At 59.8% G+C, this 12117-nt stretch carries 12 protein-coding genes; 4 read left to right on the top strand and 8 right to left on the bottom strand.

The features are described 5' to 3' along the window. Nucleotides 1–22 precede the first annotated feature (22 nt). A complete protein-coding gene (gene zapE, locus PB2503_RS04305; protein ID WP_013300004.1) occupies nucleotides 23–1147 on the bottom strand; it encodes a cell division protein ZapE in 1125 nt (374 codons plus the stop codon). A 41-nt stretch (nucleotides 1148–1188) separates the two neighbouring features. On the opposite strand from zapE, the gene PB2503_RS04310 reads away from it, so the two are divergent. Then, complete coding sequence (locus PB2503_RS04310; protein ID WP_013300005.1) at nucleotides 1189–2175, top strand: threonine ammonia-lyase; 987 nt, start codon at nucleotides 1189–1191, stop codon at nucleotides 2173–2175. 106 nt (nucleotides 2176–2281) lie between these two features. On the opposite strand, the gene PB2503_RS04315 is transcribed toward PB2503_RS04310, so the two are convergent. The 4 genes from PB2503_RS04315 to PB2503_RS04330 form a co-directional block, all read right to left on the bottom strand. Then, on the bottom strand, nucleotides 2282–2959 hold the full coding sequence (locus PB2503_RS04315; RefSeq protein ID WP_013300006.1) for an aquaporin: 678 nt from the start codon (nucleotides 2957–2959) through the stop codon (nucleotides 2282–2284). 87 nt (nucleotides 2960–3046) lie between these two features. Beyond that, the gene (locus PB2503_RS14285; RefSeq protein ID WP_041534886.1) at nucleotides 3047–3391 is read right to left on the bottom strand and encodes an ArsR/SmtB family transcription factor; all 345 of its coding nucleotides are present in this window, start codon (nucleotides 3389–3391) and stop codon (nucleotides 3047–3049) included. 102 nt (nucleotides 3392–3493) lie between these two features. Beyond that, nucleotides 3494–4618, bottom strand: a complete 1125-nt coding sequence (locus PB2503_RS04325; RefSeq protein ID WP_013300008.1) for a hypothetical protein — start codon at nucleotides 4616–4618, stop codon at nucleotides 3494–3496. A 39-nt stretch (nucleotides 4619–4657) separates the two neighbouring features. Beyond that, a complete protein-coding gene (locus PB2503_RS04330; protein ID WP_013300009.1) occupies nucleotides 4658–5455 on the bottom strand; it encodes a succinate dehydrogenase iron-sulfur subunit in 798 nt (265 codons plus the stop codon). A gap of 293 nt (nucleotides 5456–5748) precedes the next feature. On the opposite strand from PB2503_RS04330, the gene PB2503_RS04335 reads away from it, so the two are divergent. Continuing rightward, nucleotides 5749–7647, top strand: coding sequence for a PhoX family protein (locus PB2503_RS04335; protein WP_013300011.1), 1899 nt, complete (start codon nucleotides 5749–5751; stop codon nucleotides 7645–7647). A 171-nt stretch (nucleotides 7648–7818) separates the two neighbouring features. On the opposite strand, the gene sdhA is transcribed toward PB2503_RS04335, so the two are convergent. From sdhA to sdhC, 3 genes are read right to left on the bottom strand one after another with little or no spacing between them, the layout of a single operon-like run. Beyond that, nucleotides 7819–9621 (bottom strand): succinate dehydrogenase flavoprotein subunit, encoded by a 1803-nt coding sequence (sdhA, locus tag PB2503_RS04340; RefSeq protein WP_041534887.1) that lies wholly within the window; start codon nucleotides 9619–9621, stop codon nucleotides 7819–7821. Nucleotides 9622–9630: 9 nt separating this feature from the next. Next, nucleotides 9631–9969 carry a succinate dehydrogenase, hydrophobic membrane anchor protein gene (gene sdhD, locus PB2503_RS04345; protein WP_013300013.1) on the bottom strand — a complete coding sequence of 113 codons (339 nt, stop codon included), beginning with the start codon at nucleotides 9967–9969 and terminating at the stop codon, nucleotides 9631–9633. A 3-nt stretch (nucleotides 9970–9972) separates the two neighbouring features. Further along, nucleotides 9973–10401 carry a succinate dehydrogenase, cytochrome b556 subunit gene (sdhC, locus tag PB2503_RS04350; protein ID WP_013300014.1) on the bottom strand — a complete coding sequence of 143 codons (429 nt, stop codon included), beginning with the start codon at nucleotides 10399–10401 and terminating at the stop codon, nucleotides 9973–9975. Between the two features lie 145 nt (nucleotides 10402–10546). On the opposite strand from sdhC, the gene PB2503_RS04355 reads away from it, so the two are divergent. Together PB2503_RS04355 and PB2503_RS04360 are read left to right on the top strand one after the other, a co-directional pair. Beyond that, nucleotides 10547–11056, top strand: coding sequence for a YbjN domain-containing protein (locus tag PB2503_RS04355; RefSeq protein WP_013300015.1), 510 nt, complete (start codon nucleotides 10547–10549; stop codon nucleotides 11054–11056). A gap of 156 nt (nucleotides 11057–11212) precedes the next feature. After that, on the top strand, nucleotides 11213–11671 hold the full coding sequence (locus PB2503_RS04360; RefSeq protein WP_274377717.1) for a DUF2852 domain-containing protein: 459 nt from the start codon (nucleotides 11213–11215) through the stop codon (nucleotides 11669–11671). Nucleotides 11672–12117 lie beyond the last annotated feature (446 nt).

Raw genomic sequence — 12117 nt, forward strand, 5'->3', positions numbered from 1 at the left:
AGGCCCCCTACCTTTATAGCGTTCAGTCGGCAGCGATATAGTCGGTTGAGCGCATTTCATGAAGGCGGCTGGCGGTGCGTTCGAATTCAAAGGCCCCATGGCCTGTGGGGTACAGCGCATCGGGCTCGGCGGCGGCCGAGCAGATCAGTTTGACCTTAGCTTCGTAGAGAGCATCGATAAGGGTCGTGAATCTCTTGGCTTCGTTGCGATCTTCGGGGCTGAGGACTGGGATGTCGTCGATGAAGAAAACCGTAAAGCTCGCGGCGAGTTCGAGATAGTCTTTCGGTCCAAATTGATCACTGCACCAATGATCGAACGATCCTCTCGCCACCCCATTGCCTGCCATGGGGATGGTCAAGACCCGCTGGCCGGATTGCATCGTTCGGCGGTTTGCGGGGGCGCCCCCGGTCACCTCGGCAAAGGCCTCGTCCATCGCCTTGGTGGCTGCAGGGCCGAGGGGGGTGAAGTAAACCCCCGCCCCCGCCAGTCGTCCGAGCCGATAGTCTCGTTCGGCATCGACCTGTAAGACCTCCATATAGGATTGAAACGTGTCGATCGCGGGGAGGAAGAGATCGCGATTGAGGCCATCTTTATAAAGATCGGTTGGGTGGCGGTTCGAGGTCATGACGGTCACCCCCCCCGCCTCGTACAAATAGGTGAAGAGCCGACCGATGAGCATCGCGTCCGTGATGTCGGTAACCTGGACTTCGTCCAGACAGATAAGAAAGGCTTCGGAAAAAAGCCTGTGCGCGGCGTGGGGGATGGGGTCGTCGAGGGGCGCCTTCGGCTTTCGCGCAGGATGCGCCCGACGCTGTTTGTCATTGAGGCCGCGCCATTCGGCGATGAATTTGTGCGTGTCTTGCATCAACTCTTGGAAATGGCGGCGAATTTTGCCTTCCGTCGCCACATTCTCGAAAAACAGGTCCATCAACAGGCTTTTTCCGGCGCCCACTCCCCCCCATAGATAAAGACCTGTTGGGGCCGTCGCGGGGCGTCGTTTCAAGAGGCGGCGACGGCCATAGGGGTTGTAGCGTTCCAATCGGCGCGCCAAAGCATTGAGGGCCGATGCCGCGGCCTCTTGCGCGGGATCATGCGCGAGTTGCCCGCTGTCAATCCGGGCCCGATACGCGTCGAGTGGGGTGGTCATAGGGCGCCTCGTCACTCTCGCCGCTATAGAGGAGTTGCTTGGTGAAGGAACTGCCAACGACACCCGTGCCGCTTGACGCGCTCCGTCATGCGTCGGAGCGGCTTGCCCCCTATATCGTCAGGACCCCATTGCTTCGGTCGCCACGCCTCGACGCTGTGATGGGCGGTCTTGCTTTTCTCAAAGCGGAGAACACCCAACTCACCGGCTCGTTCAAATTTCGCGGGGCTCTCTCTCACCTTCTCGCGCATACCCCAGCGGAAAGGGCGAAGGGGGTGGTGGCGTTTTCCTCCGGCAATCACGCGCAAGGGGTCGCGCTGGCGGCGAAGGTTTTGGACCTTCCCGCGACTATCGTCATGCCGGACGATGCACCGGCGGTAAAACGTCAGCGTACGGAGGCGCTGGGGGCGCAGATCGTTCCCTATTCTCGCCTGACCGAGGATCGTGAGGCCATCGCGCAGGATTTGGCGCAAAAGACGGGTGCCCTTCTCGTCCCGCCCTTTGAGCATGAGTGGGTGATCGCCGGGCAGGGGACGGCAGGGCTTGAGATTGTCGAAGACCTCCGCCGCTACGGCCATGTCCCCGATATCCTTTATTGCTGCTGTTCGGGGGGAGGGTTGAGCGCTGGGATCGGCTTGGCGGTCAAGGGCGCGTTTCCCGATTGCCGTATCGTGACGGTGGAGCCCGAGGGCTATGACGATATGAAAAAGTCCCTTGAGACGGGGGCGCGGGTCCACATTCATCCCCAAGCGCCATCGATCTGCGATGCGCTTCTGGTGCCGACACCGGGCGTTCTGCCTTTTCGGGTCCTTCGTGATCTTGGCGCTGTCGGGGTTACGGTCAGCGATAGGGAGGTACGCGCCGCCATGCGCTTTGCCGCCGATGAGCTGGGCCAGATCCTCGAGCCCGGGGGCGCTGTGGCTCTTGCCGCGCTCCTCTCCGGCGGGGCCGAGAGGCGAGGGCGGCGGGCGGTGGCCATTTTGTCCGGCGGGAATATCGACCCCGCCTTACGCCACGACATACTCGGCTAGCGCCGTTTCGGGTCAGGCCTCATCCTGAAACGTCTTTAGATGTTTGCTCTTTCGAAGTTCCTTACGCGAACCGGTTCCCGCTTCACTTGACCATGCGCTGAGCGGTTCATTGATCGACGATCGGCGGTCCCTTCGGCGCGAGGGCGGTATGCATCAAGAAAGCGGCGGCCGTCCCAAGCCCCTGACCAAGAATAAAGAAGGGAGCCGAGCCGGGGGCAATGCCGGCAAAGGTGTCGGACCACACCCGGGCGATAGTGACCGCGGGGTTGGCGAAACTGGTGGAAGAGGTGAACCAATAGCCCGCCGTGATGATCAGTCCCACGGCGTAGGGCACCGCGTCAGGCCGATGGCGGACAAGCTGTAGAATGGTCAGAACGAGCGCGAAGGTCGCCACAGCCTCACCGGAGATTTGCCCAATACCGTCCCGGCCTTTGATCGAGACCTGCATGATCGGCAGGTCGAACATCAAATGGGCGATCCATACCCCAATCAGCGCGCCGACGATCTGCACAACAACATAGGCAAGGGCAAGGCGAGTGGAGATATCCCCCTTCGCCCAAAAGGCGGCGGTGACGGCGGGATTGAAATGGGCCCCCGAGATCACCCCGAACATCATGATAAGGACGACAAGACCGGCCCCTGTCGAAAGCGTATTCCCCAAGAGCGCCACCCCATCATCGGGGGAGAGGCGATCTCCCATCACGCCTGACCCGATCACGATGGCCAATAGAAGCGCCGTTCCGACCGCTTCCGCCCCCAATTTTTGCGCCCAGCTGAATTCCATGCCGGCCGCCGTAGCGATCAGCCAGGGGGGAGGCCAGATATTTCGTCAATGGCCGTTGATCTTTTGGGACGGGCTGGCGGCCCCCCACTAACCGATAGCACGGGCGTCCGCTCCAGACCGTTCCGGCCCTTTATGGACGATCATCGGTTTTTGCTGGAAACAATTCTCGGCAAAGAAATCGAGCAATTGCTGCAGGCCCTCATGATCGGGACGATAGATCATTTGTCGCCCGTTTCGCTGAGAAGAAATCAATCCCGCCGCCACCAACTCTTTCAAATGGAAGGAAAGTGTCGAAGGAGGGACATTAGCTTCTTTGGCAATAGCTCCAGCTACCACGCCTTCTTCTCCGGACTGGATAAGAAAACGGATAACATTGAAACGAGTCTCCTGAGCCAATGCTGCGAAACAGCAGGTGGCGCGCGGTAGGTCCATTATTCAATCTTTATCAAACTTTGCGCCTCCGAACAATGAAGACGACCTCTCTCTACCCTCGCCAGTTACAATGAGCAGGTTGTATAATCTAGAGATTAATGCCTATTCGGCGACATTTTTTTCCCAACGCATTGCTGCAAAGGCCGGTGCTTTAGAGGAATCGGTCGCTGACGCAGGTCGCCAGACCAGGCCGGCGCCATGTGATAAGGCCATAAGCGTCAATGTGTTAAGGCGGAGGAGGTCCGAATGGGACGCCGCAATATCGACAAGATCGACATGCTCGCTCTCCCCTGAGCTACGACTTTCGAGCAGGCTCACACTATCCTTAAGGTAGAAACGCTCAACCCGCCCGGTCTCTACCGCTTGGGCGATGACCGCCTCATCGTCGGTTCCTTCAGGAAGATCGATTGCGGGAAGGACGTGCTCTGACAGTCTCGTGGCAATGCCTTCGGCCGTTTGCGCATCGCCCGCCCCCTCAAGGCTGTTGAGCTCGAAATCCGTGCTCGGAAATTGCTCGATGAACCGTCCCACTGTCTTGGGATCGCCCATGACAAGGAGGTGATCGGTCTGGGGAGGAAGCGCGGCCAGCACCGCTTTTGCTGTTGCCAGATAGAACTGATCATCCGTCTTTTCCCGCTCAAGGCCGACGCCGGATCCGAGGGCATGAAAGACCGACGCGGCGGTGGCGCTCGGCGCCCCGCCCCTGCGACCGGCGTGAAAGAACACGTCATCCTGGACATGGCGCCGCTGTTCGATGTCGTCGTAGGAGGGGCCGTCAAGACGATCGCTGAGATCGACCGCTTCTCCGTTGGCATAAAAGAAGAGCTTCGGCGCATCCTTATTGAGCGCAAGCACCCATTCACTGGACCGCCGGGCCGTATCGGCCAGGACCGGCAAGAGAAAAGGATGCTCTCCACGATACATCGCCGCGCGTGGCCGTCGATTGAGCTGAAGACTGCGCATCCCCTCAGGTCCCACAAAAAGCGCGATACCCTGCCCGGCGAAATCCTTGAGACTGAGTTGAGCAATAAAATCCGCGGCGCGGTCCTCAAGCTGACCCCGGCCACGCAGGGTCTGCTCATAGGTTTTGGCCAGAATTCGCCATTTCTCGCCGAAGGTCGCGACCGACGGACAGGGGATGAGGAGGGAGAGGATCGGCGAGCCGATCGCCTCTAGCTCGTGGCGAATGACATCATGGGTGGAAGCGGTGGATTCATAGCGTTGCATACCAACTCAACGCGACCACCCCATTGCCTGTTCCGCCGCCTATCCGCGGTCGATTTGCATACGTTTGATTTCGTTGATGGCCTCTGCCGGATTGAGATTTTTCGGGCAGACATTCACGCAATTCATGATCGTATGGCAGCGATAGAGCTTGAACGTATCATCGAGGGCCGCCAGACGCTCGGCCGTCTTGTCGTCGCGGCTATCCTTGATCCACCGATGCGCCTGAAGCAGCGCGGCGGGCCCGAGATATTCGTGCTCGCCATCCTTATTGCCGTTCCACCAATAGGAGGGGCAGGAGGTCGAGCAGCAGGCGCAGAGAATGCACTCATAAAGCCCGTCGAGTTGCTCGCGATCCTCCTGTGACTGAAGGTGCTCTTTCTCCGGCTCGTTATTGGACTGAAGATAGGGCTGCACCTCGGCGTGCTGCTCGTAGAACTTTGAGAGGTCGGTCACGAGGTCCTTCACCACCGGCTGGTGGGGCAGGGGGTGGATCGTGATGTCGCCGCTGCCCAGTTCATCGAGGCCGGTAATGCAGGCAAGGCCGTTCTTGCCATTGATATTGAACGCACAAGAGCCGCAAACCCCTTCGCGGCACGAGCGGCGGAACGACAATGTCGGATCCAATTGATCTTTGATCTTGATGAGGAGATCGAGAACCATCGAGATCCCGGCCACATCGAGGATGTAGGTGTCGAGACGCGGATTTTCGTCCTTATCAGGGTCGAAACGATAGACTTTGACGGTCCGCATTTGGGCGTCACTGCCCGACGGCTCTCCCTTAAAAGTTTTCCCGCGGCTGTTGACCTTGGAATTCCGGGGCAATGTCAGTTCGACCATAGCGTCACAATCCTTTCGCTTTCCAGATACCTATCTCCCCCAATGTTGCAAAGCGGCAAATCGTGACAGCCCGGTCCAAAACGGTGCCCCACTCAGGATTGATAATCATTCGCAAATAAAGAGAGGGGGTGGGAGACCGTTCTGCCCCTCCCTTTTGTTTGCCAAGAGCAGGGATCGGGACCAGTTCCCTCCCGCCCGCTGCCAGTTTGTCCTGAAAAGGCACAATCGTCATTTGTTTGTGAACTCACTGTCACATTTCTGCCGTACCCGGCTTTTGTCTTGATGAGGAGGACATGATGACACGGATCAATGATGAGAGCCCAATCGCAGATCTTCACGATGAAACGTCGGAAGATCGGTCGAGCAATCTTTCCGGTAACCGCCCGTTTGCTGAAATTGTGAAATCGGCCCTTTCCCGCCGTACCGTGTTGCAAGGATCCGTTGCCGGCGCGGCCGCAGGCTTCTTGGCCCCGCGTGCAGCTCTCGCTGACCCCGCCGAAGAGACCGGCCCCCTGCGCCGCGGACGCCTGGTTCGCTTTAAGGGCGTAAGCGTCGAGCAAGCTACCGTCGACCAGACGCTGCCGACCATCTCCGATGACTATACCTATCAGGCCTTTATTCCCTGGGGGACACCGATCGAGCCGGGGGCGACCCGTCCTTATAATGGTGAGCCTGATCGTCGTCCGACCCCTGAGGAAGCCTCCAAGCAGGTCGGCCTCGGCCATGACGGGATGTGGTTCTTCCCCGAGGCGCCGGAGTTTCTCGATGGCCCCCAACGCTACGCCCTTGGGTCCAACCGTCGGGGCATGTTGTGCGTCAATCATGAATACGGCACCAATCCGCATGCTCTGGGTAAGTCGTTCCCTGAGAGCCTGACGGATGTGCGCCTGTCCCAAAACATTCACGGTGTCTCCGTTCTCGCCATCGAGAAGAGCTTCCGGGGGTGGGATGTTGTGGCGAGCCCGAACAGCCGCCGGATTACCGTCAATTCGCGCGTCGCCTTTTCCGGCCCGGCGGCAGACTCCCCGCTGTTGCAAAACCCGGCCGGCAACGTGCCCCTCGGCACCGTCAACAATTGCGGATCGGGCTACACGCCCTGGGGCACCTATCTGACCTGCGAAGAGAACTTTAACGGCTATTTCGGGGCCAACGGCGCGTTCGACCCGTCGGCGCGTCAAGCGCGTTATGGTCTTAGCGCCAATGGCTTCGGCTATGGTTGGCACGTTTTCGACAAGCGCTTCGATCTGACCGATCCCGCCTATGTGAACGAAAACAATCGTTTCGGCTGGATCGTCGAGATCAACCCGTTCGATGGCACGGAGCTGCCCACCAAGCGGACAGCCCTTGGCCGCTTCAAGCACGAAGCGATCGCCATCGCCGAAACCCCCGACGGTCGGGTCGCCGCCTATATGGGTGACGATCAGTCCAACGATTACTGCTACAAGTTCCTGTCGGCTCTGCCATGGCGGGAGGCGATCGCCCAAGGCGTCAGCCCCCTTGATGAAGGCACGCTCTACGTGGCGCGCTTCAACGATGATGGGACCGGCGACTGGCTTCCCCTCACCATCGACAACCCGCTTCTGGCGGCGGAATTCGCCGATCAGGCCGAAATCCTGATCTTCGCGCGGGCGGCGGCCGACATTCTCGGGGCCACCCCGATGGCGCGCCCGGAATGGACGACGATCGCCAAGGACGGGTCGACCTATTGGACGATGACCGATGGCGACGGCGTCTTTGAAGGCGGCGGTGCCGGCTACATCCTGAACACCGTCGACGCCAATGGCAGCGCCGGGGATAGCTTCATCTGGACGATCTTCTATCTTTGCTCGGACAGCGCGGGCGATCCCGATCTGGCGTTCGACGACTGCGACGCCGCCTATGCCGACCCCGATGGGCGTCTCTTCATCGGCACGGATGGCGGACAGCTTTACGGCCTTCAGGATCAGGTCGTCGTCTTCGATACGACAGCGGAAGATCCGCAGCCCGTGCGGCTCCTCGTCGGGGTGACGAGCGATGAGATCACGGGGTGGACCCACACGCCCGATCAACGGACGGCCTTCACCAACATTCAGCACCCGGGGAACGGTAATCCGGCGCTGACCAACTTCCCGCTGCCCTATGACGGTGTGACCATCCCTCGCGATGCCACGCTGATCATCGAGAAAAAAGGGCCGGGCAAAGTCGGGTCCTAAGCGGCGGCGATTATCGCTCGACGACCTTTCTCAACGCGAAGGCCGCCCCTCATCGGGGCGGCCTTTTTTTGTGGCGCTGCTGTTCGACCTCATCTCTTCCCAGGTACAAGGCCAAAAAAAAGGCAGCCCTCAGGGCTGCCTTTCTGGGTGAGATAAAGATCGGATAGGCGGTCAGTATACCCGCTTTTTCGGCTCGATATAGCTAATCTCGTTCGACATGGTCCAGGTGTGGACCTGACGATAGTCGAGGGTCGTGTCACCGTCCGCATACCACGCGATCGTATGCTTCATCCATTCATCGTCATTCCGATCGGAGAAGTCTTCCCGTGCATGGGCCCCCCGGCTCTCTTCGCGGTTTGCCGCTGAATCCATGGTCACCATGGCCTGGGCGATCAGATTATCGAACTCCAGCGTTTCCACGAGATCGGTATTCCAGACCAATGACCGGTCACTGACCGAAACATCGTTGATGCCTTTTTGAACCTCGCGGATTTTCCCCTGACCTTCTTTCAGAACGTCACCGGTTCGGAAGACCGCGCAGTTTTCCTGCATCACCTTTTGCATCCGGCCCCGCAACTCGGCGGTGGGGGTGCCGCCATCGGCGTAGCGGAAATGATCGAGCCGTTCGAGGGCGGCGTCACCGGCGCCATTCTTGAAGTCCGGCGTCGGCGCGTCCTTGTCGAGAATCTCCGCACATCTGAGGCCGGCTGCTCGCCCGAAGACCACAAGGTCGATGAGGGAGTTGGAGCCCAGACGGTTCGCGCCATGCACGGATACGCAGCCCGCTTCGCCAATGGCCATCAGCCCTGGCACGACGACATCGTCGCGGCCGTCTTTCTTGGTCAGCACCTCACCGTGATAATTGGTCGGGATCCCCCCCATATTATAATGGACGGTGGGAAGAACCGGGATCGGCCCTTTCGTGACATCCACGCCCGAGAAGATCTTGGCCGTCTCAGAGATGCCTGGCAGCCGTTCATGGAGGGTCTCGGCGGGAATGTGATTGAGGTTGAGGTGGATGTGGTCGCCATTCGGCCCGACGCCGCGCCCTTCGCGAATCTCAATCGTCATCGCCCGACTGACCACATCGCGTGAGGCAAGATCCTTCGCGGAAGGCGCATAGCGCTCCATGAACCGTTCGCCCTCAGAATTGGTCAGATAGCCGCCTTCGCCGCGCGCGCCTTCTGTGATCAGGCACCCGGCCCCGTAAATGCCGGTGGGGTGGAACTGCACGAATTCCATGTCCTGCAGCGGCAGACCCGCGCGCAGCACCATGGCATTGCCATCCCCCGTGCAGGTATGGGCCGAGGTACAGGAGAAATAGGCCCGGCCATAGCCGCCGGTGGCGAGGACCACCATTTTCGCCCGGAAGCGATGGATTTCACCGGTATCCAGCTCGAGGGCCATAATGCCCCGGCACTCCCCATCCTCCATGATCAGATCCAGCGCGAAATACTCGATGAAGAATTCCGCCTGCTGGCGCACAGCTTGACCATAGAGGGTGTGGAGGATGGCGTGTCCTGTCCTGTCGGCGGCCGCACAGGTGCGCTGCACCTGTCCTTCTCCGAAATTCTTGGTCATGCCGCCAAAGGCGCGCTGATAGATTTTCCCGTCTTCGGTCCGGGAGAACGGGACGCCCCAATGTTCAAGCTCGTACACCGCGGCGGGGGCGTTTTTGCAGAGATATTCGATGGCGTCCTGGTCGCCCAGCCAATCCGACCCCTTTACGGTGTCGTACATGTGCCAGCGCCAGTCATCCTCGCCCATATTCCCAAGGGAAGCGGAAATCCCCCCCTGGGCGGCAACGGTGTGGGAGCGTGTGGGGAAGACCTTGGTGACGCATGCCGTCTTAAGACCCGCCTGGGCTGCCCCCAACGTCGCGCGAAGCCCGGCCCCGCCGGCGCCGACGACCACAACGTCGTAAACATGGTCGGTAATGCTGTAAGCTTTAGAAGACGGATGCGTAGCGCTCATGGTCGGACCTCATGCAATGAAGGTAATCGCGGCAACGGCAAAGACCGCAAGGACCGCAAGGACTAGGGCGACAAGCTGGTTCACTCGATTGAGAAGTGATCGGCTCGACGGTTTGTGAATGTAGTCGTCAACGACTTCTCCCATGCCCAGATGCATGTGGAAGAAGACGCTGAGAATGAAGATAATCATCAGCGAGGCGGTCAGGGGTTCAGACAGCCAGACCCGAAACTGATCCTGCGTGTCGCCCGCATGGCCGATCACGCCGAAGACAAGCCAGATGACAAGCGGAATCTGGATCAGCGCGGTGAAGCGTTGGGCGATGTAATGTTTGGTTGGTTTCGATGACATGCTTCAGCCCCCCACACTCAAAGCCACCAGCCACACAAGGGCGGTGAGGACGAAACTGGCAATAAGGACACCCCACGCGGTCTTCTTGGCGACCTCACGCTGCAAAAGGCGACCTGAATCCCAGATCAGATATTTGATGCCATTTGAAAGGTGGAACATTTGCGCCCAGGTGAACCCGACCAGGATCAAGATCCCGAAGGGCGAGCCCAGAAAGCCGGTCACCCCATCATAGAACCCTTCGGTCAAGGCGCCGCCGAGCAACCACAGAACAAGCAGGACCGACCCGGCATAAAGGGCGATCCCCGTCGCCCGATGCAAGATCGACGTGGCCATGGTCACAGACCACCGCCAGATCTGAAGATGGGGCGATAGGGGCCGGTCGCCGGTAGGCGGGGCGTATCGCGGCCGGGTGTCGATAGACTGCTCTGACATAATACTCCTCAATTGATGATCTCGCCTCAAACGACAAGAGTGTTGCCCTGTGTCATGGAAGCGCGGTTGCCAGCGTCAGGCGCCGTGGACAAGAGTGCCTTGGTGCGCCAGTCTTGGCGAGACGACAATATCTTGGGGGCATTGGATGGGTCATCGTCACATCATGGCTTTGTTTGCGGGGCTTCTCCTTTGTGCGGGTAGCGCGGCGGCGGAGAAGAGGGAAGTTCATGATACCATCAGCGCTGAGGAGTTAGCGGCCGCCCTGACCGCGGCGGGCCTGGCGCCCACCGTTTTGACCGACCGGGCAACGGGCGCGCCGGTGGTGACGGGGATAAGTGACGGCCTTGTCTTTGTCGTCCGCGCCCTTGAATGTTCTGGATTGCCGGCGCGGTGCGAGCAATTGGTCCTGTTCGCGAATTTCGATCTGGGGCGGGCCGTGACCGACGCCGATTTCCGCGTCGTCAATGGATTCAATGACAGCTCTGTACATGGCCGGGCCTATGTCCTCGAAAATCGACGTCAGATTGGGGTCGACTTCACAATTGATATGGTCGGCGGTGTCACAAGCGACCATGTCGATGAGCGATTAAAGCGGTGGCCTGAACTGATCCGGACCTTCCGCGATCAAATGCGGAATGCCCAAACGGGCAGTTAACGGCGCCCCCCATCGCCTGCGGGCCGACACCCGGTCTTCATCTGCTGACAGTTGAGGAAGGCCGAACCATCAACATCAGTCTTGAACAGACCCTGGATTGTCCCCATCTTATCGGTGTGGCGTTATTTCTGATTGACAAAGCTGAGGATTGATCTGGTGAAAGAAAGAGCAGGTTGCAAAGAGGGGGGGCTGTCATCGCAGCTGCGCCCTGAATGGACGGGGGTGAATGTGGCGATAATGGTATTTTTCTTTGTGACTGGTCTTTGGTTTCTTGGCCTCGCCATGATCGGATACATGATTTGGGGCCGTTCTATGGGACTCGACTTCTCCCGCCTGGGACAAGGGCGACACTGTGCAGGGGGCTTTCGGGATTTCTCACCGCGGTCTTCCGGCAATTCAGCCTTCGATGAATGGCGTGAGGCCGAATTGCGTCGTTTGGACGAAGAGCGTCGTCGCCTCGACGAAGAACGGGCGGAGTTCGCCGATTACATGAAGGAATTGCGGCGCGCCAAAGATCGCGACGAATTTGAGGCCTATCGCCGGGCGCGGCGGTCCCAGCAGAGTGACGACGATATCGTCGAAGGCCATGCCTCTGAGCGCCCTTCGCCCGCCTGAGCGGGAGACCCCGGAAGCTCCCGGAAGTCTATCGACCCAGAACCGCCTTGCGCGCCAGCGAGGCGGTTTTTTTGTGGCCAATGGCCTTGATCGATCAACGCGAAGGCCGGGTCTTCGGGATGATCCGACCCGCTCGCTCGGCCCGCTGCCTGGCTGCGCCCCGCATGCCCCCCGAAGGGTCACGCTTCTTCCTGCGCCCCTTCCGGTGGATCTTGGTGCGATACCGCTCTGTGGGCGGACACTCCCTGGGGGGTGACTTGGGAGAGGGGCAAGCGGTTGGCGGCGAATAACGGTCCCCTGACCAACAGGCTATGGATCGCGACAAGCGGGGTGAATACCCCCTGTCGATTCTTCCCAAATACGTCCATGAGAACGACTGACGCTGGGCCTCCGGCGCGCGGAACGACCCAAGAGCAGGTGAGGCGCAGCGGGGGGTGGTTGAGGCC

It is taken from the genome of Parvularcula bermudensis HTCC2503, assembly GCF_000152825.2.
Lineage (GTDB): Bacteria > Pseudomonadota > Alphaproteobacteria > Caulobacterales > Parvularculaceae > Parvularcula > Parvularcula bermudensis.

Bases quoted from the DNA above. Each gene is read 5' to 3' on its own strand.
- zapE (WP_013300004.1), bottom strand. From the start codon at position 1,147: ATGACCACCCCACTCGACGCGTATCGGGCCCGGATTGACAGCGGGCAA.
- PB2503_RS04315 (WP_013300006.1), bottom strand. From the start codon at position 2,959: ATGGAATTCAGCTGGGCGCAAAAATTGGGGGCGGAAGCGGTCGGAACG.
- PB2503_RS14285 (WP_041534886.1), bottom strand. From the start codon at position 3,391: ATGGACCTACCGCGCGCCACCTGCTGTTTCGCAGCATTGGCTCAGGAG.
- PB2503_RS04325 (WP_013300008.1), bottom strand. From the start codon at position 4,618: ATGCAACGCTATGAATCCACCGCTTCCACCCATGATGTCATTCGCCAC.
- PB2503_RS04330 (WP_013300009.1), bottom strand. From the start codon at position 5,455: ATGGTCGAACTGACATTGCCCCGGAATTCCAAGGTCAACAGCCGCGGG.
- PB2503_RS04335 (WP_013300011.1), top strand. From the start codon at position 5,749: ATGATGACACGGATCAATGATGAGAGCCCAATCGCAGATCTTCACGAT.
- sdhA (WP_041534887.1), bottom strand. From the start codon at position 9,621: ATGAGCGCTACGCATCCGTCTTCTAAAGCTTACAGCATTACCGACCAT.
- sdhD (WP_013300013.1), bottom strand. From the start codon at position 9,969: ATGTCATCGAAACCAACCAAACATTACATCGCCCAACGCTTCACCGCG.
- sdhC (WP_013300014.1), bottom strand. From the start codon at position 10,401: ATGTCAGAGCAGTCTATCGACACCCGGCCGCGATACGCCCCGCCTACC.
- PB2503_RS04355 (WP_013300015.1), top strand. From the start codon at position 10,547: ATGGGTCATCGTCACATCATGGCTTTGTTTGCGGGGCTTCTCCTTTGT.